We start from the raw sequence: 22,004 nt of genomic DNA, 5'->3' as shown, positions 1-22,004 counted from the left end.
TATAAAAATAAACTTATCCACAAGAAGATAATTATAAAATAAAAATTTCCACTTATCAACATGTGAATAAGTGGAAATTCAAGTATTGCATGCTATTGTTTTTAGTCCACAGCATTTTTTTCTATGGTGAAGTCTTTATGAATTGCCTAACATTAAACGGTGATTTTCAAACATCCGCTTCGCAATTGGAAATAAGATAATAATAACTAGTACATAGCTTAACATAGCTATCACAAATGCAAGTGATGTTAGCTGTCCGCTAAATGTATCTCTTACAAACAAGAATAGGTTTAATACTGGTATTAAATAGAGCCAGGTGTTTAACGATTCGCTTATTAAAAATATAACTATAACGGGTATGGACAATGATCCCATGACAGGGCCCATATAATACCCTGCCTCTTTGACGGAATTTGCCAACATGCTTAAAATCATTAGTAGAGCTGATATCATAATGGAAAACATAATAATTAACCCTGTACTCATGGCAATAAATTGAATTGGATCTCCTACTGCTTCAAAACCAGCCTTTAGGTTAGTTGTAAAATTAATTTCAATGATTAAAACTGCAATACATAACAAACCAGTAAATATCCCAATCAATGAAATCGCCGCCCATTTGGCTAATAAAATTTTTATTGGTTTAACAGGTGTAATAAGCAATGCTTCCATCGTTTTCTTTTCTTTCTCACCTGCAAAGAGTTCAGTTGCTGATGGATACGCACCATTAGCAATAGCAATTGGAATTAAAATCGGGATTAATATTGCTAGCATAAAGGATGCTACCGCATTATCTTTATCTTTTAATGGAACTTCTTCTGTCGCGAATACGTCAACAATTTCCGGATCCATATTAGCTTGTTGAAGCCTATCCTTCAAGATGGCAGACTCCCACTGGCCAATAGCCGCTTCAATATAAGGTATAACTTCTGAGGATGTTTGACTTCCTGGATCATAAATTAGCTTAATTGATACTGGGGTCTGACCCCCTATTTTTTCTTGCCAATCTTTATCTACCTGTATCCCGATTTGTACTTCCTTATTTTTTACCTTTTCTTGTAAATCGGTCTGTTTTTCAATCGTTACGCCCGGAAAGTAAGCTTGTAATTGCTCGATAAACGAATCGCCTACCTCTTTATTTACCGCTATCTCAAAATTACCTTCATTTGGAGCAGCTAGCAACTTATCATAAAAAAAGGTAAGACCAGTCATTAATATTAATGGGACGACAATTAATAATGTAATACTGCGTCTATCACGTAAGATATCACGTAATTCTTTTGATAAAATGCGCTTAAACATATAAATCCCCCCTCACAATTTTTGAGGTAAATAGGTAATTTAAATCCCGGCTATTTTCATTAGCAAATAAAGTCTCAAGTTCCCCTTCATAGACGACTTGCCCTTTATGCATCATGATAAGATCATCACAAAGTTGCTCTACCTCATCCATCATGTGCGTAGAGAAAATAATTGTTTTGCCTTCTTCTTTTAACTGGAAAATGAACTCGCGAAAAACATTAGATGATGTAATATCAAGCCCAGTCGTTGGCTCATCAAATAAAACGATGCTTGGATTATGAATAAGTGTTCGTGAAATGGCTACTTTTTGCTTCATCCCCTTTGAAAATCCCTCCACCCTACGGTCAAGATATTTACGCATGCCAAATCGCTTCGCCAACATATCAATCCGGTTTTTCGTGTCATGATTTGACATATTATAGAGACTTGCAAAATACTCTAGATTTTCTCGTGCAGTTAACCGATTATATAAACCTGTCTCCGCCCCAAATAAAACCCCCAACGAAGATCTGTACGATTCCTGCTGTTCAAAAATATCCTTACCATTTACTGTAATTTCCCCCTCATCTGGCCTAATTAACGTACATAACATTCGCAATAATGTCGTCTTTCCTGCACCATTTTCACCAATCAATCCTACAACATGCCCTTCTTTCACATCTAAAGATACATAATCGATTGCTTTTACTAATTGCCTTTTATCCTTAAACTGCTTAGATACATCCGTAAGTTTTATCATATTGTTCACACCCCTTATTTTGTATCCTTATATTGCATTATAAATAGCTATCAATTTATAACTACCATCATGTCGTAAAGGATACCTTTTCTGTCGCGAATGGTTCATTTGGATGATTTAATTTAGTATAATGATATGGAAGATTATAAAAGTTTGTAATACGAAGGGATAGAAATATGATTAAAGTAGGAATTGTGGATGATCGAATCATTGATCTTGAAAAGTTGGCATTCATCTTATCGATTATTCCAGATATAGAAATATCCTTTTCTACTACTGATGCAACAGTAGCCTATAATGAAATCCAGAAGGGCGAAATAGACTTACTCATTGCGGATATCGAGATGCCAGGTATTTCTGGATATGAATTAGCTGACTTTATCCAAACACAGGCATTATTAATAACAGTCATCTTTATTACGGCTAAAAGCGGCTATGCTGTTCATGCCTTTGAATTAGATGTTCATGATTACATTATGAAGCCATATACGAAAGAAAGATTGATGCAATCATTGGATCGCTTTCGTAATAAACAACAAGCTGTAAATCTTATTGGTAGATTTATTATTAAGCGTAAAGGTCATATTGATGTGATTATGAAAAGGGATATTATTTTCATTGAACGAACTGGTAGAACAACATCCATTCATACGATAAAAGGAGTCTATGAGGCTTATTTAACGATGAATGAGTGTGAGGCAAGTTTACGTGAGAATAACTTCATTCGTTCACACCGATCTTTTATAATAAATCTCCACTATGTTAACAGCTTTTCAATTTACACAAAAAGGTCTTATCGTGTAACTTTTGATGGTACAAATTGTAAAGCAATGGTAACGAGAGAACAAATGGACTACATACAAAAGTATTATTTTTAAAAAAGGATGTTTTAGATGGGTGGATTTTCGGAGATATTTCCATTTTGGGGTTGTGGACTCATTTTATTTGCTTTAGCTTTAACTATTTTTACATACAAACGGCTACGCTATCCTGTTTTCATCTTACTCCTTACCATTGGTTTGCAAATTCTATGGGCACTTACAGCAATTTTCACCCGTACACCTATATTAATAGGTGGGTTATTTATACAACTTATTGCTACAACCCTATTTGTAAACGCATTACGTAAGAAACATATGGAAAAGTTAACAAAAATAGAAGCGGACTTTATTGCTCAGACAACATTATTACATGAATTACGCCAGCAGAGGCATGACTTCCATCAATATTTTCAGACACTTCAAAATGACCGTCAACTTTTAAAAGACGTTGTTCAGACTAAATATAACGATACAAATGAGCTTATTAAAGGCGAGAGTAATACGCTTGCAGCATTCCTTTACACTTTCAAAGAGAAAGCGGAGAGCAGGCAAATTAAAATCAACTATTCCATTCAAGATGCCTTTTCAAAACTTCCAATCCCCGACTATGATGTTTTATCATTATTAAGTAATATATTGATAAACGCGCTTGAAGCAAGTGTGGATTATCAACAACTGACAGCGAAACAGGGGGAAATTCATATTAGCTGTCGCAAACAAAGTGGCTTTTTTATTATGATTTGTAAAAACCATAGCCTTCCACTACCCGGGACTTTATTGGACACGTTATACACGAAAAAGGCATTTTCTACAAAGGGAATGCATCACGAAGGACTTGGATCACAACGTATTAACTACTTGGTAGAAAAATACCATGGGTCATTAGACTTTTCTCTTATTGACAACATATTTACATTGAAAGTGAAAATCATCGACTTGAAGAATAATGAATAGGACGGGAGGAACCCGTCCTACGAATTATGCATCACTATTATGGATGTCTCCACCCACTGTTCCCTCTGTATATGCATCTGTTGCCTGCTCATGTGTTTCTGCCAATCCTTGTATTACAGCTCCCTTTGATTTTTTATCTTTCGGGTGATAAATCACTTCGCCAACCTTTTTATTTTCATCATACATGATAGACTTACTCCTTTCCGAGTCCTTTTCTAGAAGGTCCAACTTATACAGCTTCTACAGACCATAGTTGGTGTAAACTGTGAACTAGTCGCCAGCTTACTTTCTGCCGGCACGGATTCAGCCCCTCACGGAAAGCGCAATGTCTTTTCGTAGCGATGGACAAGAAGAATTATCAGTTACTAAACATTTGAAGTATATGTGTAACAACACACCTTTACAAAAGCTACCTTCTAGAAAATATATCACACCTTATCCTCCCCCTTCAGACACAAAAAAATCCAGGGAATTTTTGTAAACTCCTTGGACTTTTAACAATTTCATTATTTATTTGGCTTAATTACAATATGACGATGTGGTTCATTACCATCTGAATATGTTTCTACATCTTTCACATTTTGTAACGATGTATGAATGATTTTCCGCTCAAACGCTGGCATTGGTTCTAACGCAACTTTACTATTTGTACGTCTTGCTCGATCAGCCATTCGTTCCGCTAAAATCTCCAATGTTTCTTTTCTACGCGCACGATAACCTTCTGCATCAACTATCACAGTATAATACTTCCTACCATCTTTATTGATCGCAAGATGTGCCAAATATTGAATCGCATTTAAGGTTTGTCCACGTTTTCCGATTAAAAGTGCAATTTTATCACTATTTAATTCATATGTTACATGGTTATCATGCACAGTAGTTGTAATTTCTACATCCACACCCATATGACGTGTTACAGTTTTTAAGTAATTTTCTGTTTCAGCAACCATATTTTTCATTAAAATAACTTTTACAATTGCCGGCTTTGAGCCAAATACACCTAAAATTCCCCTTTTACCTTCATCGACAATCTCTACTTCAACTTGGTCCCTTGTTGTGCTTAACTGCTCTAAAGCTGTTTGGACTGCTTCTTCAACTGTTTGTCCACTAGCAGTTATTTGTCTCACTTTTTGTCTCCTCCAGTACTTGCATCCTTCATCATCGGTTTACGAATGAACAATGTCTGTGCAACCATAAAGACATTACCTACTACCCAATATAATGCCAAAGCTGCTGGGAACATGATAGCAAATACACCAATCATAATTGGCATCATATACAACATTAAGGTCATTTGTGGGTTATTTGCAGCCGGATTACCTGACATCATTAATTTTTGTTGTAGGAAAGTTGCCCCTGCCGCAATAATTGGCAAAATAAAGTATGGATCCGGTGAACCCATTTGAAACCATAAAAATTCCCCTTGACGAATTGCTTCTGTTCTCATAATTGCTTGATACATCCCAATTAGTATCGGCATTTGAACTAAGAGTGGTAAACATCCTGCAAGTGGATTTACACCATGCTTTTGGAATAAAGCCATCGTCTCTTGTTGTAATTTTTGTTGCGTATTTGCATCTTTTGAACTGTATTTCTTTTGTATTTCTTTCAATTCAGGTTGAATATCTTGCATCGCTTTAGAACTTCTAATTTGTTTCACGTTAAGTGGTAACAAAATTAAACGAATAATGACTGTTACAACAATAATTGACATTCCATAACTGTTCATTAAATCTGCAAAAAAAGTAAGCAATGCAGAAAATGGATAAACAAAATATTTATTCCAAAATCCCGTACTTTCTGCCGTTATCGGTGTAAGATTCTGAACGGAAGATGTACAACCCGATAAAAAGACAATTAAACCAATTAATACGATAAAAAGTAACCATTTCTTACGCAAACCTTCTCCTCCTTACAAACCCATCTCAAATTACAATCTAACAAGCATCATATATATGGCTATTCTATATGAAAGTTACATATTATTCTATATAAAACTATCTCTTATGGAGTAATCGTTCTTTAGACAATAAGTGCGATAAACTTTTTTTGAAATCACGGAGCCCCATTTCCCTTGTGGGGGTTCTTGCAATCACAATAAAATCATATTCCTGTTTCACATCTTTTTCTAATTCATGAAATGCTTGACGTAAATATCGCTTTATTTGATTGCGTAATACCGCATTTCCTAGTTTCTTTCCTACAGATAAACCAATACGAAAATGTTCCTGATTTGGTTTATGCAAATAATATAAAACAAGTTGTCTGTTAGCAAATGACTTTCCATGTTTAAATATAGTTTGAAAATCCTTATTATCTTTTACACGATATTCCTTTTTCAATGCCATCACCTTCAAGTCAACAAACATCAGTCTACTAACGTTTCATCCCTCATGATATCAACGGTTTCCATTAATATGTATTTTGAAAAAAAGACCACTGAAAGGTTCAGTGGTCTATGCAGATAATACTTTTCTTCCTTTACGACGTCTACGTGCTAACACTTTACGACCATTCTTAGTACTCATACGTGCACGAAAGCCGTGGACTTTTTTTCTTTTACGGTTACTTGGTTGATATGTTCTTTTCATCTATTATTGCACCTCCCTGAGGGATCTCATAAAAAATCCAAAATAAAAAAGCGGTTGACAGTCTTTGTAATTATACTGAATATATCACGATGCTGTCAACTTACTCTTAAAAATATTTTACTAACAGAACAGTTCCTCTTTTTCTCATCATACATATCGCCACTGTATAGGAAAGAATAAATTTCAAACTAGGAAATCTACCCGCTCGATGTACACATTTTTTTCCCAAATTAAACGAAAAAATAAACGAACTACTTATACACCATATTCATTATTCTATCCACATTTCTTGTTCACAACATTTTTTTTATATTTTATATCCACATTCATTATCGACAACTTAATCACAAAATATAGTACTGTGCATAGTTTTTGTCTACAAGGAGTAGATATTGTGGATAACTGTCGAAAAGACATTGCAAATCCATGAATTATTTGGTATGATTATTGTGTTTTAATCTGTGTAAACTTTTTACTAATAATATAGTTATACACAAGATGTGGATAAACTGTGGACATTTATTCACATCCCTGTTCAAAGACTTATCAACATATGTGTGGATACTGATGATAATTTTATACGTTAGCGGGCTGCCTTTCCATCTTTTAATAAAAATAGGGAGAGGCTTTTTCATCTATGCATGTTAGAGCCTATCTTTTTTAATCTCTATTAACGCTATGTAAGGAAACATAAATTTATGACAAGAGTATAAAGAAAAGATAGTTATGAGAAAACTGCTTTTATGATATGAAAGGAGTGAAACCAGTTTGGAAAACATCGGAGATCTTTGGGAAGCGGTATTAGATAGAATAAAAGATAAAGTGAGTAAACCTAGTTTTGAAACATGGTTAAATCATACGATGGCCGTAGCTCTAGAGGGAAAAACATTGACCATTTCTGCTCCGAATGAGTTTGCTAGAGACTGGTTAGAAGAGCAATATACAGATTTAATTGCGAGTATCGTGGAAGAAGTAACTGGTGCCTTATTAACGATCCGCTTTGTTATCCCAGAGATGAACAAAAAGGAAGACACGGAACAACCGCAAAGGAAACAATCAAAGGTAACTAAGCAATCTCCCCAACCAAAAACAATGTTAAATCCTAAATATGTTTTTGATACATTTGTCATTGGATCTGGTAATCGTTTTGCTCATGCAGCATCTTTAGCTGTCGCTGAAGCACCTGCAAAGGCATATAACCCACTTTTTATTTATGGTGGTGTTGGACTAGGTAAAACACATTTAATGCATGCTATAGGCCATTATGTTCAAGAGCATAACCAAAATGCACGTGTTGTATATTTAACTTCTGAAAAATTTACGAATGAATTTATTAACGCCATTATGGAAAATAAAACGAGTGAATTTCGTAATAAATACCGAAATGTTGATATTCTACTAGTCGATGATATTCAATTTATTGCCGGCAAAGAGTCAACACAAGAGGAATTTTTTCATACGTTTAATGCATTGCACGAAGCAAATAAACAAATCATTATTTCTAGTGATCGTCCGCCAAAAGAGATTCCGACATTAGAGGATCGTCTTCGTTCTCGATTTGAATGGGGCCTCATTACGGATATAACGCCACCTGATTTAGAAACGAGAATTGCAATCTTAAATAAAAAGGCGAAAGCAGAAGGTTTAGATATTCCCAATGAAGTCATGATGTATATTGCAAACCAAATTGATACAAATATTCGTGAATTAGAGGGAGCACTCATCCGAGTTGTTGCTTATTCTTCACTTGTAAATCGTGATATTGATGCTTCTTTGGCTGCCGATGCTTTAAAAGACATTATTCCTAGTAGCAAACCGAAAGTCATTACAATCGAAAAGATTATGCAAACAGTTGGCGAAAAGTACAATGTAAAAATTGATGAGTTTATCGCGAAGAAACGAACGAAAGCTATTGCCTTTCCACGACAAATTGCGATGTACCTTTCTAGAGAATTAACCGATGCCTCTTTACCTAAAATTGGCGAGGAATTTGGTGGAAGAGATCATACGACTGTATTACATGCTTATGATAAAATTTCAAAAATGGTTGAAGCCGATACACTTTTTCAAAAAACAATTGAAGAATTAAAAGAAGTCTTACATGAACTATAACTTTTCCACATGGGGATACACTTCATAACTTTATTTGCTTATGCACACATTATCCACATGGGGATAACCTAGAAAAATAAAGCTAAACTGGACTTATCCACATAATCACACGTATTATTACTTTTATTATTATCTTTTTATAAATAAAATATAAATATATACATGATATATTCAGGAGGGATAACATTGAAATTTGTCATTCAACGCGATCAGCTAATCGCAAGTGTACAAGATGTTATGAAAGCTATATCCCCAAGAACGGCAATTCCGATATTAACTGGGATGAAAATTGAAGCTCATACACACGGCATCACATTAACTGGTTCTGATTCTGATATTTCTATCGAATCTTATATACCAGTCGAGGAAGACGGAAATGTTTATATTGAACAACTTGAACCTGGCAGCATTGTGCTTCATGCACGTTATTTTCCAGACATTGTTCGTAAATTGCCTGAAAAGACGGTTGAATTTGAGGTAGACCATTTACATCAAGTTACAATTAAATCAGGAAGAGCAGAATTTAAACTAAATGGCCAAGATGCAGAAGAATATCCTTTACTTCCAAAATTACAAACAGATGATAGTTTTGAAGTTCCGATTGATCTATTAAAAAACATGATTAAACAAACTGTATTTGCTGTTTCAACGATGGAAACAAGACCGATATTAACTGGTGTTAATGTGAACTTGAAAGAAAAGGGTTTAAACTTTACTGCAACAGATAGTCACCGTTTAGCCTCTCGCGCAGTTCCAATTGATACGAATCTAGAGTTTTCGAATATCGTAATACCAGGTAAAAGTCTTAATGAGTTAAATAGAATTCTAGATGATGCAGAGGAAACAGTAGAAGTAAGTGTTACTGAGAATCAAATTTTATTTCGCACAAAACATATAAACTTTTTATCGAGATTGCTAGATGGAAATTATCCCGAAACATCACGATTAATTCCAACACAAAGCAAAACAATTATTCAAGCTAAAACAAAGGATTTAATCCAGGCGATTGATCGTGCCTCATTACTAGCACGTGAGGAAAGAAATAATGTTGTAAAATTAACAACAGAATCAAATAATTTCTTGGAGATATCAAGTAATTCTCCTGAAGTTGGACACGTATCAGAAGAAGTATCTGTTCATAAGATAGAGGGTGAAGAGTTAAAAATATCCTTTAGTTCTAAATATATGTTAGATGCTTTAAAAGTAATTGAATCAGAAGATATTATAATTGAATTTACTGGTGCTATGCGTCCGTTTATTATTCAACCAGTAAACGGTGAAAACATTTTACAATTAATTTTACCAGTACGTACTTATTAAAAAAGTCAGCTTTCATGCTGATTTTTTTAATGAAATGCACCTTTAAGTAATAAGTGACACGAGTACTTATAAATTTAAATAACAAAAATGAAGCAAAAAAATCAATTAAAAACCAAATCTGCAACAGAAAAAACGTCCTAAAACAAATTTTAAAGCATTTTAGGACGTTTTTCATGAAATAAAGGGTGAATCCTTCCCTAAACGTGAAATCTTTAGTAAAATAGTATATAAGGCTTTTTAACGATATTTAAAAGTGATGTGATAAAATGCAAGAACAAATTGGAATAAAAACGGAATACATTACGCTTGGTCAATTTTTAAAATTAGCAAACATTCTCGAATCCGGTGGTATGATTAAAGTATATCTCCAAGAACAAGGTGTGAAAGTGAACGGAGAAGTGGAGCATCGTCGTGGAAGAAAACTTTATCCACAAGATGTGATTGAACTTGAAAATGGAGATACATTTATTGTTGTAGGAGAATGAGTGATACGGCGTAGTTTCAATATATTCTGTTATATTTAGTATAAATGAGGAATATCGATGCTGATTGAAAAACTAAATTTAAAGTACTATCGAAATTATGATGAATTGACGATATCATTTAGCGATAAAGTGAATGTCTTTATTGGAGAAAATGCCCAGGGGAAAACAAACCTAATGGAAGCCATCTATTTGTTAGCGTTCACTAAATCCCATCGGACTACAAAGGAAAAGGAACTTATCAAATGGGATAAGGAATTTGCAAAAGTTTCAGGTAGAGTTCGCAAACGTAATCAAACTATCCCTCTTGACATTATCATCTCATCAAAAGGAAAAAAGGCTAAATTAAATCACCTTGAACAAAGAAGACTGAGTGATTATATTGGTGTGTTAAACGTTGTGATGTTTGCACCAGAAGATCTCTCTTTAGTAAAAGGCTCGCCTCAAAACCGTAGAAAGTTCATTGATATGGAACTAGGTCAAATCCAACCGAAATATGTATACCACTTAGGCCAATACCAAAAGATTTTAAAGCAGCGAAACTATCTATTGAAACAAATGCAACGGAAACAGACTAAGGACGTTACAATGTTACACATATTGACAGAACAGCTCGTTTCCCATGCTGGTGAAATATTGGAACGAAGATTTCGTTTTCTTGATCTATTAAGAAGCTGGGCAGCGCCTATTCATTATGGTATCAGTAGAAAGTTAGAACAACTTGAAATCAAGTATTCTGCATCGATTGAAGTATTAGAAGATGCAAATAGGGAGAAAATAGAACATATATACATGGAAAAGTTTAGGGAAATTGAAGATAAGGAGATTGAACGTGGTAATACATTAGTAGGTCCACATCGAGATGATCTCATTTTTTATGTGAATGGAATGGATGTTCAAACCTATGGATCTCAAGGTCAGCAACGTACAACTGCATTATCTATAAAGCTTGCAGAAATAGAGTTAATTCGCAATGAGATTGGAGAATATCCTATTTTGTTACTAGATGATGTATTGAGTGAACTCGATGACTATCGACAATCCCATTTATTAAATACAATTCAAGATCGCGTACAAACTTTTGTTACAACGACAAGCATTGACGGTATACATCACGAAACGATAAGTCAAGCTGATATATATCGTGTGGAAGATGGGAAAGTCCATTATTAAAAATCAATCAAAGTAAGTACTGAACACAACGTCACTTAGGGGGAAAAAGGATGTTTATTCATATAGGAAGTGGCAACGTCATTCGGTCAGACAGTATTATTTCCATTATTGATTACCAAGTCATTCTATCCTCAAGCATTATGGAAGAGATGATTAAGGGAAATGAATCTAAAGTAATTGGAAATAAAGAACAGGCAAAATCTGTTGTCATTACGACAGATTATATTTTCTTTAGTACGTTATCTGTTTCAACCTTAAAGAAACGCGCAACGATGATTTCAACTATAAGTAAACTTGAAGATTATTCAGATGAACTAGAAATCGGATAATTGTTTAGAAATGGATGTGGGAAAATGGCAATGGAAGAAAAAATCATCAATGAAGAATCGTATAATGCCGATCAGATTCAAGTATTAGAAGGACTAGAGGCGGTAAGAAAAAGACCGGGTATGTACATCGGTTCAACGAGTGAACGTGGACTGCATCACTTAGTTTGGGAAATTGTAGATAACAGTATAGACGAAGCCTTAGCAGGATACTGTGATCATATTCGCGTGATAATCGAAGAGGATAATAGTATTACGGTTAAAGATAATGGACGTGGTATCCCCGTAGATATTCAAAAGAAAACGGGTAAACCAGCCGTTGAAGTTATTATGACGGTATTACACGCTGGTGGAAAATTCGGAGGCGGTAGTTACAAGGTCTCTGGTGGTCTGCATGGTGTAGGTGCTTCTGTTGTAAATGCGCTTTCTACTAATTTAGATGTTTATGTTCATCGTGACGGTAAAATTTATTATATCGGTTTTGAACGAGGCATTGTAGCAAGTGAATTGAAAGTAATCGATGAGACGGATTATAACGGTACAACTACTCATTTCCGGCCTGACCCAGAGATTTTTACAGAAACAACAACATATAATTTTGATATTTTAAGTCAACGTTTGCGTGAATTAGCATTTTTAAATAAAGGTATTCGTATTACGTTACAAGATAAACGTCCTGGTAGTGAAGAAGAAGTAATATACCATTATGAAGGCGGAATTAGTGAGTATGTAAAATATATTAACCGTGCAAAAGAAGTATTGCATGAGCCGTTTTTTATGGAAAATATCGAACAGGAAATTACAGTCGATATTGCTTTACAATATAACGCAGGCTTTGCAAGTAGCATCTATTCCTTTGCGAATAATATAAGTACACATGAGGGTGGAACACACGAGTCTGGTTTTAAAGCAGCCTTAACACGCGTCATCAATGATTATGCTAGAAAGAGTAACTTGTTGAAGGAAAATGAGACTAATTTATCTGGTGACGATGTACGTGAAGGATTAACAGCTATTGTGTCTATTAAACATCCAGACCCACAATTTGAAGGACAAACTAAAACAAAACTTGGTAATAGTGAAGTGCGTACGGTGACAGATGCTGCTTTCAGTGAGGCTTTTTCAAAGTACCTATTTGAAAATCCAACGATTGGAAAAATAATTGTTGAAAAAGGAATGATGGCTTCTAGGGCCCGTGAAGCAGCTAAGAAGGCTCGTGATTTAACACGTAGAAAAAGTGCATTAGAAGTATCTAGTCTACCAGGGAAATTAGCAGACTGTTCCTCAAGAGATGCAAAAATAAGTGAATTGTATATTGTTGAGGGTGACTCAGCAGGTGGTTCTGCAAAACAGGGTAGAGACCGTCATTTCCAAGCAATCTTACCATTAAGAGGAAAAATACTTAACGTAGAGAAAGCACGGCTTGACCGCATTTTGTCTAACGAAGAGATCCGTACGATTATAACAGCTTTAGGTACTGGAATCGGTGAGGAATTTGATATTGAAAAAGCACGTTATCATAAAGTTATTATTATGACGGATGCAGATGTTGATGGTGCACATATCCGTACGTTGTTACTAACCTTTTTCTATCGTTTTATGCGACCACTCATTGAAAACGGATATATTTATATTGCGCAGCCACCACTTTATAAAGTACAACAAGGTAAAACTGCACGTTATGCATATGATGATAAACAATTAGATGAGATTTTAGCGCAGTTGCCTGCAGCGCCAAAACCAGGACTCCAACGCTATAAAGGTCTTGGGGAGATGAATGCAGAACAACTATGGGATACAACGATGGCACCGGAGACAAGAACGTTGTTACAGGTGGAATTAGTAGATGCAATTGATGCTGATCATACATTCGATATATTAATGGGAGATAAGGTAGAACCACGCCGTAACTTTATCGAGGAAAATGCTCAATATGTGAAAAACTTAGATGTTTAATGATGATGAAATTTCATCAGGTGTGTCAGCTTTTCTAAACAGGAGGTTTAATTTATGGAAGATCAACAACGTCCTAATGTTCAAGAGGTGAATATTAGCCAAGAAATACGTACGTCATTTTTGGATTATGCAATGAGTGTTATTGTGTCTCGTGCTTTGCCAGATGTACGTGATGGTTTAAAACCGGTTCATCGAAGAATATTATATGCAATGAATGATTTAGGTATGCACGCTGATAAGGCATATAAAAAATCAGCCCGTATTGTAGGGGAAGTAATTGGTAAGTATCACCCACACGGTGATTCTGCAGTTTATGATGCGATGGTCCGTATGGCACAAGATTTTAGTTATCGTTATATGCTTGTAGATGGACATGGTAACTTTGGGTCTGTTGATGGTGATTCAGCTGCTGCTATGCGTTATACAGAAGCTAGAATGTCAAAAATCTCAATGGAATTATTACGTGATATTAATAAAGATACGATAGACTATCAGGATAACTATGACGGCTCAGAGCGAGAACCGGTCGTATTCCCATCACGTTTCCCAAATTTATTAGTGAATGGTGCACACGGTATCGCGGTTGGGATGGCAACGAATATTCCTCCTCATAACTTAAATGAAACAATAAATGCGGTATTAGCTATAAGTGAAAATCCAGATATAACGATTGAGGAAATTATGGAAAACCATTTATATGGCCCAGACTTTCCAACTGCTGGATTAATTTTGGGGAGAAGCGGAATCCGTAAAGCCTATGAAACAGGTAGAGGATCCATTACGCTCCGAGCTAAGGTAGAAGTTGAGGAACAAAAGAGTGGTAGAGAACGAATCATTGTTACGGAATTACCGTACCAAGTGAATAAAGCGAAGTTAATTGAAAAAATTGCAGAGCATGTTCGCGAAAAGCGTATTGAAGGTATTACAGATTTACGCGATGAATCAGACCGTGAAGGAATGCGGATTGTAATGGAAGTGCGCCGTGATGCAAATGCAAATGTTGTTTTAAATAATTTGTATAAATATACTGCTTTACAAACAACATTTGGTATTAATATGCTCGCACTAGTTGATGGGCAACCTAAAGTTCTAAATATTAAACAAAGTCTTCAATATTACTTAGACCATCAAATTATTATTATTAAACGTCGAACAGCATTTGAATTACGCCGTGCTGAGGCGCGTGCACATATTTTAGAAGGTTTGCGTATTGCACTGGACCATCTCGATGAAGTAATTTCATTAATCCGTAATTCAAAAACGGCAGAAATCGCAAGAAATGGTTTAATAGAACGCTTTAATCTAAGTGAAAAGCAAGCACAGGCTATTTTAGATATGCGTTTGCAACGCCTTACAGGATTAGAACGTGATAAAATTGAAAATGAATACAATGATTTAATTAAGCTTATTGCGGAACTAAAAGAAGTTTTGGCAAATGAAGAAAAAGTATTAGAAATTATTCGGGAAGAACTTATTGAAATCAAGGAGAAATTTGGTGACCCACGTAGAACTGAAATTGTACTTGGTGGAGTTGACTTCTTTGAAGATGAAGAATTAATCCCTGAGGAAAATATTGTCATCACATTGACGCATCGCGGATATATTAAACGACTTCCGGCTTCCACATATCGTACGCAACGTAGAGGCGGACGTGGTATTCAAGGAATGGGAACCCATGATGACGACTTTGTAGAACAGCTTGTTCCGACCTCAACACATGATACAATCCTATTTTTTACAAATAAAGGAAAGGTGTATCGCTTAAAAGGTTATGAAATTCCGGAGTTTAGCCGAACTGCAAAGGGAATTCCAATCATCAATATTTTACAGGTTGAACAAGGCGAATGGGTCAATGCGGTTATTTCTGTTAGTGAGTTTACGGATGACTCGTTCTTCTTCTTCACAACGAAGCATGGATTGTCCAAACGTACAGAGTTATCACAGTTTGCAAATATTCGCCGTGGCGGATTGATTGCCTTAGGTTTGCGTGAAGGTGATGAGTTAATTGCTGTTCGCCTAACGGATGGCCAAAAGGATATGATGATTGGTACGAAGCTTGGATACCTTATTCGCTTTAAGGAAGAACAAGTGAGATCAATGGGGAGAACTGCTGCAGGGGTAAGAGCCATTTCCTTACGGGGCGATGATGAAGTAATCTCTATGGATATTGTAGAAAAAGATATGCAAATCTTGCACGTTACGAATAAAGGTGTAGGGAAACGAACACCGGAAGATCAGTATCGTCTTACAAATCGTGGCGGTAAAGGAATCTTTACATGTAAATTGAATGAGGATACAGGGCATGTCGTAACTGTAAAAGCTGTAAATGGTGATGAGGATATTATGCTCATTACAATTGGTGGTGTCTTAATTCGTATCCCGGTTGAGGAAATCTCACAAACAGGGCGTAATACACAAGGTGTACGCTTGATACGTTTACAAGACGATGAAGAAGTAGCCACTGTTGCAAAGGTTGAAAAGGAAGTGGAAGAACCAGAAGAAAGTGAAGTGGATTCTACCCATTCACCTGAAGATGAACAAACGCATGATCAACAAGAGCAAGCGTCAACAGAGGATGAAACACAAGAAGATTAATGGATGAATCAATAAAAACCTCACCTTCTCCAACAGACAGGGAGGAGTGAGGTTTTTATTTATCGTCTAAAACTAGTTCTTTATACCTATACCAATAAATTATAATAAGCAATGGGGGGAGAGTTTATGCGCGTTCATCCATCTCAATTAACACCTGGTTACACGTTATTACATGATGTAAAGGGGAAAACAAACGATCCGATTATGAAGCAAGGTACAATATTAACTGACTTACATATTAAGATATTGAAAAAGTTTTTGATAGAGGAAGTACAAGTTGAATATCATGATGCACAGGTGGAAAATAAAGTAAATGTCCATGCCTCTAATCATGTGAAGCAGGAAGAAAGTAAGTCTAAAGAATCACTTCCTACTACAGCCTTCCATGAACATTATATGGAAGTAGTAGCACAGTATAAAAAGTACTTTATATCATGGCAAAATTATAATATACCTGATTTCCATGCTGTACGAGAGCTCATTATGCCATTGTTGAAACAAGTTGAAAGTGAAGAGTCCGCCATACCAACTTTATATCAATATGCGACGAAAAAGGAATATCTATTTCATCATAGTGTCGCTGTCTCTGTTCTATCAGCATATGTTGCAATGAAAATGGGCTATACAAAGCAAAAATGGCTTCAAGTTGGACTTGCAGGTCTCTTATCAGATATTGGAATGGCAAAGATTACTGAGAGCACTTATAATAAGGCAGCATCATTAACGTTGGAAGAAAGAATGGAAATGGAGAAACACCCAACATATTCTTATCAGTTTATTAAAGATTTACCATTCATAACAGAAGGTGTAAAATTAGCAGTTTTACAACATCATGAACGAACAGATGGAAGCGGTTATCCATTGCGATTAAAAGGAGAGCAAATACATCCTTATGCAAGAATTATTGCAGTATGCGATACATATCACGCAATGGCTTGTAATCGCATACATACGGAAAAACAGCCAACCCTTTCTGTTGCAAGAACGCTTGAGCAAGCTAAATATGCAAAATATGACCCGGCTATTGTATGGACCTTGCTTACATATATAACAAACCTCTCAATAGGAGAAAAGGTTAAATTATCAAATGGTGCGATTGGAAAAATTATTTTTATTGATCAGCAATATCCGACTCGCCCTATGATTGCGTTAGAGGAAACAAAGGAAATTATTTCGTTAAAAGAGCAACCAACCATTTATATTGAAAAGGTAATATCTTAATCAAGCATCAAAAAAAGTTCCCGACCTAAAAGGATAGGAATCTTTTTTGCAGTCGTTTCTAAAAACTGCTCAATAAAAGGATAGTCACTATCAGATTTAGTAACAATTAAATCGCCCCACCATTCTGCTTCATATCGACTGAGCATACTTAAGTTGTATAGAAGTAAGTAATGGATCATCACTTCATGTAACGGGATAAAATGATCCCGATTTGCAGGGAAATATATTTGTTCATGAAGATTAAAGAAAAAGGGGCCTTTAAAGTCTCTCAAAGGTTGCTTGAGCTGCAATATCATTGATTTTTTATCACTTGTTTGATTAATCATTACGCCTAGGTAAGGTTTAATTCGTTGAATAAATGCCTTTTCAGTTAAGTGATATTGGTCTAAAAGTGATGTAGGGAACCGTAAAGTGTCATCTCCCATCTTCCCTACATGAACCATACTTTCATCTTGATGGAAGTGAAATAATGTTGTTAATTCGGGAATAAGTTTTAGTAAGCTTTCCATCTGTATCTTTTCAAAGGGAAATGTTGTAACCTGAAAAAGATGCTCTGAAAAGTAACGAAAGAGTCCATTGTGTTGTAACTTTACTTCGTCTTGTAGAAAATTGTAATCACGTTTTTTTCGTTTTCTTGTCGAGACACCGTGTGCTAATATTGTTGTGGACTCGGGATAATCCGGACGTTTTGTTATTAAACATGCTTTTAATAAATGGGCCATACCGTAAAAAAGTAAAATTGGCTTTAAAGCAATATGTTGCACTTGGCCACTTTCGTAAAATAACTTCCCATGACGCAAATAATACATAAACGTTGTACAATTTTCATAGCTTTTGACATCTGCATCAACATCGGGCAGCTTTTGGTAGCAATGATGTAAAAACTGTTGCGCAGTTTGTTGGGATTCTAAGTAAGTATATAGACTTTTAATAGCTTGTATATTCATTCATACATCGCCTCAAATATTCGTAAGATTTGCAACTGTAGTATTCCTTTTCTTTAATACGTGTGTATTGAAAAAAGAGGTCGTTTCACGTATTCTAATTAGAATAGACAATTCGTGTATAGGTTTGTCAAAAATAGAAGAATTTATGAATATTGAATCATGAAATAGGAGGATTCCCATGCGTAACGATAAGTTTATAAAAGAAGGTTTAACATTTGATGATGTTTTGTTAATTCCGGCTAAATCTGAAGTATTACCAAGAGATGTATCTGTACATACCCAGTTATCTCCAAAACTAAACCTACATGTACCATTGATTAGTGCTGGTATGGATACTGTTACGGAAGCTGAAATGGCAATTGCTATGGCACGACAAGGTGGATTAGGAATAATCCATAAAAATATGTCGATTGAGGAACAAGCGGAACAAGTTGACAGAGTAAAACGTTCTGAAAGTGGCGTTATCACAAATCCATTTTACTTAACACCGGACCATCAGGTGTATGATGCTGAACATCTCATGAGTAAATATCGCATTTCAGGTGTTCCTATTGTAAATTCTGTTGATGAACAACAACTTGTTGGTATTATCACAAACCGTGATATGCGGTTTATTCGAGACTTTTCTATACCAATTCATGAGGTAATGACAAGTAAAGATTTAATCACTGCCCCTGTTGGAACGACATTGCAAGAGGCAGAAAAAATATTGCAACAGCATAAGATTGAAAAGCTCCCACTTGTTGATGAACAAAACATATTAAAAGGGCTTATTACAATAAAAGATATTGAAAAGGTAATAGAATTCCCAGATGCCGCAAAAGATGCCCAAGGGAGACTATTGGTAGGTGCGGCAGTTGGTGTCACTGGTGATGCCATGCAACGTATCGAAAAGTTAGTTGAAGCAGGTGTTGATGTTATCGTGATTGATACAGCACATGGACATTCTAAAGGTGTGCTTGAGCAAGTAAAACTTGTTCGTCAAAAGTTCCCTGAGCTCGATATTATTGCCGGTAATGTAGCAACAGCGGAAGCTACAAAGGCACTGATTGAAGCGGGGGCAACAATTGTAAAGGTTGGAATAGGTCCAGGTTCTATTTGTACAACTCGTGTTGTTGCAGGCGTTGGTGTCCCACAAGTAACAGCTGTTTTTGACTGTGCGCAAGAGGCAGAGAAACATGGCATACCGATTATCGCTGATGGTGGCATTAAATACTCAGGTGACATTGTAAAAGCACTTGCTGCTGGTGGAAATGCTGTGATGCTTGGTAGTATGTTTGCTGGAACATCTGAAAGCCCAGGTGAGACTGAAATTTATCAAGGTAGAAGATATAAAGTATACCGTGGTATGGGCTCTGTTGGTGCCATGAAGGCAGGTTCAAAAGATCGTTATTTCCAAGATACGGACGATGCAAAAAAACTTGTTCCTGAGGGAATTGAAGGACGAGTTGCTTATAAGGGCCCAATCGCAGATATTGTTCACCAACTAATTGGTGGTTTACGCGCAGGTATGGGTTATTGTGGTACAAAGACAGTAAAGGATTTAAAAAATGACGCACAATTTGTCCGCATTACAAATGCTGGATTACGTGAGAGTCATCCACATGATGTACAAATAACAAAAGAAGCACCTAATTATTCTGTACAGCAATAAAAGACGCACATTACGAGGCTGATTATTATCTTTTTTTTATAGATAGGTGATGTAGCCTATCTATTTTTTTTCTTGCCTTTGTGGTAAAATAACTAAGGCAACTCTCTTTTTGATGACAATGTGGAAAACCTGTGTTATTTAAAATTACACTTAAATGAACAAGTGAGAAATAGAATAAATGATGATATTTAACATAAAGTGGGGTAAAAACAATTGAAACCTTTATATAAGAAACTATCACTCGTATTAGTTGTTGCGATGATGCTGACAATTTTCCAACATCATCCAAATGTAGCGCACGCGCAAGCAAACGTAAAATTAGCAGCAGAATCAGCTATTTTAGTTGATGCGGAAACAGGTAAAGTATTACTAGCAAAAAATGCAGATGAAGCACTACCACCAGCTAGTATGACAAAAATGATGACTGAATATCTCGTTTTAGAAGCGATAGCTTCTGGTAAAATTAGTTGGGATACACCAACACAAATTAGTGATTACGCGTATAAGATTTCAGCTAACAATGCCTTTTCAGGTATTGGTCTTGTGCAAGACAAAGACTACGTAGTTGAAGATTTATATAATGCAATGGCAATTAACTCAGATAATGCAACAACCATTGCACTGGCAGAACTAGTAGCTGGTTCTGAAGGTGAATTTGTTAAAATGATGAATGATAAAGGTAAAGAAATGGGGTTACCTGATTTTAAATTTGTAAATGCCACTGGATTAGAAAATACTTCATTAGGGAAAGATTACCCTGAAGGAACAGAACCAGATGGAACAAATTTATTATCAGCTCGCTCTGCAGCATTACTTGCATTTCATTTAATTAAAGATTTTCCACATGCATTAGATATTTCCAGCATTCCACAAACAACATTTGACGATAAAACAATCGATAATTGGAACTGGATGTTGCCACATAACAGTGTGAATTTTAAACAATACTATTATGAAGGTATTGACGGTTTAAAAACAGGATATACAGATTTAGCTGGCTATTGTTTTACAGGAACCGCTAAACGTAATGGAAAACGTCTTATTTCTGTTGTAATGAAGACAAAAAGTGAAGATGCCCGTTTTAAGGAAACAATGAAATTAATGGATTATGGTTTTGCGAACTTTGAAGAAAAAACACTATTTCCAGCTGATTACCAATTGAAAGGTAAATCTACGTTGAATGTATCAAAAGGGAAAAGCAAAACAGTAGATGTTGCACTTAGTGATGCATTTAAAATCCCAATTAAAAAGGGAGAAGATGAGAAATATAGTATTTCTTATCAATTCGATAAAAAGAAGCTTGATAAAGAAGGTAATATTGTAGCACCTGTTAAAAAAGGCGAAAAAGTTGGAACAGCAGAACTTGTCTATGATGGTAAAGATCTTGGTTACATTACTGAAAAAGGAAAACATCAAGTAGACCTTGTCGCAACAAAATCAGTTGAAAAAAATAATTGGTTTATGCTTACTTTAGGGGCAATTGGTGATTTCTTTGTAAATATCTTTTCATCTATTGTAGATATGGTAAAAGGCTGGTTCTAATTAATATTTGCAAGTAGCTCAAAATTTGCGTATGATAGTAGTAATTAAATGCAAAAGGTTATGATAGGAACTAGTAATAGTGAATCTTTCTATAGAGAGCCGATGGTTGGTGGAAATCGGTGAATGGTTACTATGAATCCATCCTTGAACTGGTTTACGGAAAATCAAAGTAAGTAAACCCGGTGACGCACCGTTATGCGATGAAGCCGGAAGATACTCGTAACGTATCTTCAATTAGGGTGGCAACGCGGGAATACAACTCTCGTCCC

20 protein-coding genes and 1 other annotated feature (1 of these 21 running past the window's edge) are annotated in these 22,004 nt (G+C 35.6%); of the genes, 12 read left to right on the top strand and 8 right to left on the bottom strand.

Annotation, left to right across the window (positions count from 1 at the left end):
• Window positions 1-135: 135 nt before the first annotated feature.
• Together ACFFIS_RS04945 and ACFFIS_RS04940 are read right to left on the bottom strand one after the other, a co-directional pair.
• The gene (locus ACFFIS_RS04945; protein ID WP_390186394.1) at window positions 136-1,302 is read right to left on the bottom strand and encodes an ABC transporter permease; all 1,167 of its coding nucleotides are present in this window, start codon (window positions 1,300-1,302) and stop codon (window positions 136-138) included.
• Entirely contained in the window at window positions 1,295-2,041 is a 747-nt protein-coding gene (locus ACFFIS_RS04940; RefSeq protein ID WP_390186391.1) for an ABC transporter ATP-binding protein, read from the bottom strand. The genes ACFFIS_RS04945 and ACFFIS_RS04940 overlap by 8 nt, the downstream gene beginning before the upstream one ends.
• Window positions 2,042-2,217: 176 nt before the next feature.
• Here ACFFIS_RS04940 and ACFFIS_RS04935 point away from each other — a divergent pair, with 176 nt between their 5' ends.
• Together ACFFIS_RS04935 and ACFFIS_RS04930 are read left to right on the top strand one after the other, a co-directional pair.
• Window positions 2,218-2,919, top strand: a complete 702-nt coding sequence (locus ACFFIS_RS04935; protein WP_320380790.1) for a LytR/AlgR family response regulator transcription factor — start codon at window positions 2,218-2,220, stop codon at window positions 2,917-2,919.
• Between the two features lie 15 nt (window positions 2,920-2,934).
• Window positions 2,935-3,816 (top strand): sensor histidine kinase, encoded by an 882-nt coding sequence (locus ACFFIS_RS04930; RefSeq protein ID WP_320380791.1) that lies wholly within the window; start codon window positions 2,935-2,937, stop codon window positions 3,814-3,816.
• A 24-nt stretch (window positions 3,817-3,840) separates the two neighbouring features.
• On the opposite strand, the gene ACFFIS_RS04925 is transcribed toward ACFFIS_RS04930, so the two are convergent.
• The 5 genes from ACFFIS_RS04925 to rpmH form a co-directional block, all read right to left on the bottom strand.
• On the bottom strand, window positions 3,841-4,002 hold the full coding sequence (locus ACFFIS_RS04925; RefSeq protein ID WP_320380792.1) for a YozQ family protein: 162 nt from the start codon (window positions 4,000-4,002) through the stop codon (window positions 3,841-3,843).
• A 320-nt stretch (window positions 4,003-4,322) separates the two neighbouring features.
• Window positions 4,323-4,943, bottom strand: a complete 621-nt coding sequence (gene jag / locus ACFFIS_RS04920; RefSeq protein ID WP_320380793.1) for an RNA-binding cell elongation regulator Jag/EloR — start codon at window positions 4,941-4,943, stop codon at window positions 4,323-4,325.
• Entirely contained in the window at window positions 4,940-5,716 is a 777-nt protein-coding gene (spoIIIJ, locus tag ACFFIS_RS04915) for a YidC family membrane integrase SpoIIIJ (RefSeq protein WP_320380794.1), read from the bottom strand. Before spoIIIJ ends, jag begins: the two co-directional genes overlap by 4 nt.
• Before the next feature lie 97 nt (window positions 5,717-5,813).
• Window positions 5,814-6,158: a ribonuclease P protein component gene (gene rnpA / locus ACFFIS_RS04910; protein WP_320381510.1), complete on the bottom strand. Its 345-nt coding sequence runs from the start codon at window positions 6,156-6,158 to the stop codon at window positions 5,814-5,816.
• A gap of 114 nt (window positions 6,159-6,272) precedes the next feature.
• Window positions 6,273-6,407, bottom strand: coding sequence for a 50S ribosomal protein L34 (gene rpmH / locus ACFFIS_RS04905; RefSeq protein ID WP_320380795.1), 135 nt, complete (start codon window positions 6,405-6,407; stop codon window positions 6,273-6,275).
• A 768-nt stretch (window positions 6,408-7,175) separates the two neighbouring features.
• On the opposite strand from rpmH, the gene dnaA reads away from it, so the two are divergent.
• The 8 genes from dnaA to ACFFIS_RS04865 all read left to right on the top strand — a co-directional run bounded on the left by dnaA (window position 7,176) and on the right by ACFFIS_RS04865 (window position 17,592).
• On the top strand, window positions 7,176-8,519 hold the full coding sequence (gene dnaA / locus ACFFIS_RS04900; RefSeq protein ID WP_512700591.1) for a chromosomal replication initiator protein DnaA: 1,344 nt from the start codon (window positions 7,176-7,178) through the stop codon (window positions 8,517-8,519).
• Window positions 8,520-8,705: 186 nt separating this feature from the next.
• A complete protein-coding gene (gene dnaN / locus ACFFIS_RS04895; RefSeq protein WP_390186386.1) occupies window positions 8,706-9,839 on the top strand; it encodes a DNA polymerase III subunit beta in 1,134 nt (377 codons plus the stop codon).
• A 266-nt stretch (window positions 9,840-10,105) separates the two neighbouring features.
• Window positions 10,106-10,324 carry a S4 domain-containing protein YaaA gene (yaaA, locus tag ACFFIS_RS04890; protein ID WP_320380796.1) on the top strand — a complete coding sequence of 73 codons (219 nt, stop codon included), beginning with the start codon at window positions 10,106-10,108 and terminating at the stop codon, window positions 10,322-10,324.
• A 57-nt stretch (window positions 10,325-10,381) separates the two neighbouring features.
• Window positions 10,382-11,494, top strand: coding sequence for a DNA replication/repair protein RecF (gene recF / locus ACFFIS_RS04885; protein ID WP_390186384.1), 1,113 nt, complete (start codon window positions 10,382-10,384; stop codon window positions 11,492-11,494).
• Window positions 11,495-11,544: 50 nt separating this feature from the next.
• Window positions 11,545-11,823 (top strand): extracellular matrix regulator RemB, encoded by a 279-nt coding sequence (remB, locus tag ACFFIS_RS04880; protein WP_320380797.1) that lies wholly within the window; start codon window positions 11,545-11,547, stop codon window positions 11,821-11,823.
• 30 nt (window positions 11,824-11,853) lie between these two features.
• Complete coding sequence (gyrB, locus tag ACFFIS_RS04875) at window positions 11,854-13,776, top strand: DNA topoisomerase (ATP-hydrolyzing) subunit B (RefSeq protein WP_390186409.1); 1,923 nt, start codon at window positions 11,854-11,856, stop codon at window positions 13,774-13,776.
• Window positions 13,777-13,830: 54 nt separating this feature from the next.
• Window positions 13,831-16,371, top strand: coding sequence for a DNA gyrase subunit A (gyrA, locus tag ACFFIS_RS04870; RefSeq protein WP_390186383.1), 2,541 nt, complete (start codon window positions 13,831-13,833; stop codon window positions 16,369-16,371).
• Between the two features lie 126 nt (window positions 16,372-16,497).
• Complete coding sequence (locus ACFFIS_RS04865) at window positions 16,498-17,592, top strand: HD-GYP domain-containing protein (RefSeq protein WP_390186381.1); 1,095 nt, start codon at window positions 16,498-16,500, stop codon at window positions 17,590-17,592.
• Here the strand turns inward: ACFFIS_RS04865 and ACFFIS_RS04860 are convergent.
• Entirely contained in the window at window positions 17,589-18,539 is a 951-nt protein-coding gene (locus ACFFIS_RS04860; RefSeq protein ID WP_390186380.1) for a YaaC family protein, read from the bottom strand. The genes ACFFIS_RS04865 and ACFFIS_RS04860 overlap by 4 nt on opposite strands.
• 178 nt (window positions 18,540-18,717) lie before the next feature.
• Between ACFFIS_RS04860 and guaB the strand changes: the two genes are divergently transcribed.
• Both guaB and ACFFIS_RS04850 read left to right on the top strand, forming a co-directional pair.
• Window positions 18,718-20,193, top strand: a complete 1,476-nt coding sequence (gene guaB / locus ACFFIS_RS04855) for an IMP dehydrogenase (RefSeq protein ID WP_320380802.1) — start codon at window positions 18,718-18,720, stop codon at window positions 20,191-20,193.
• 213 nt (window positions 20,194-20,406) lie between these two features.
• Window positions 20,407-21,735: a serine hydrolase gene (locus ACFFIS_RS04850; protein WP_320380803.1), complete on the top strand. Its 1,329-nt coding sequence runs from the start codon at window positions 20,407-20,409 to the stop codon at window positions 21,733-21,735.
• Window positions 21,736-21,786: 51 nt separating this feature from the next.
• Window positions 21,787-22,004: a binding site (T-box leader), on the top strand (it continues 4 nt past the right edge of the window).

Source organism: Paracerasibacillus soli, from assembly GCF_042432965.1.
Taxonomy (GTDB): Bacteria; Bacillota; Bacilli; order Bacillales; family Amphibacillaceae; genus Paracerasibacillus; species Paracerasibacillus soli.
Note: the sequence above shows the minus strand (reverse complement) of the source record. Positions and strands in the feature narration are given on the sequence as shown.

Coding starts and splice junctions, on each gene's coding strand:
- ACFFIS_RS04945 (WP_390186394.1), bottom strand. CDS start 1,302: ATGTTTAAGCGCATTTTATCAAAAGAATTACGTGATATCTTACGTGAT.
- ACFFIS_RS04940 (WP_390186391.1), bottom strand. CDS start 2,041: ATGATAAAACTTACGGATGTATCTAAGCAGTTTAAGGATAAAAGGCAA.
- ACFFIS_RS04935 (WP_320380790.1), top strand. CDS start 2,218: ATGATTAAAGTAGGAATTGTGGATGATCGAATCATTGATCTTGAAAAG.
- ACFFIS_RS04930 (WP_320380791.1), top strand. CDS start 2,935: ATGGGTGGATTTTCGGAGATATTTCCATTTTGGGGTTGTGGACTCATT.
- ACFFIS_RS04925 (WP_320380792.1), bottom strand. CDS start 4,002: ATGTATGATGAAAATAAAAAGGTTGGCGAAGTGATTTATCACCCGAAA.
- rpmH (WP_320380795.1), bottom strand. CDS start 6,407: ATGAAAAGAACATATCAACCAAGTAACCGTAAAAGAAAAAAAGTCCAC.
- yaaA (WP_320380796.1), top strand. CDS start 10,106: ATGCAAGAACAAATTGGAATAAAAACGGAATACATTACGCTTGGTCAA.
- recF (WP_390186384.1), top strand. CDS start 10,382: ATGCTGATTGAAAAACTAAATTTAAAGTACTATCGAAATTATGATGAA.
- remB (WP_320380797.1), top strand. CDS start 11,545: ATGTTTATTCATATAGGAAGTGGCAACGTCATTCGGTCAGACAGTATT.
- gyrB (WP_390186409.1), top strand. CDS start 11,854: ATGGAAGAAAAAATCATCAATGAAGAATCGTATAATGCCGATCAGATT.
- gyrA (WP_390186383.1), top strand. CDS start 13,831: ATGGAAGATCAACAACGTCCTAATGTTCAAGAGGTGAATATTAGCCAA.
- ACFFIS_RS04865 (WP_390186381.1), top strand. CDS start 16,498: ATGCGCGTTCATCCATCTCAATTAACACCTGGTTACACGTTATTACAT.
- ACFFIS_RS04860 (WP_390186380.1), bottom strand. CDS start 18,539: ATGAATATACAAGCTATTAAAAGTCTATATACTTACTTAGAATCCCAA.
- guaB (WP_320380802.1), top strand. CDS start 18,718: ATGCGTAACGATAAGTTTATAAAAGAAGGTTTAACATTTGATGATGTT.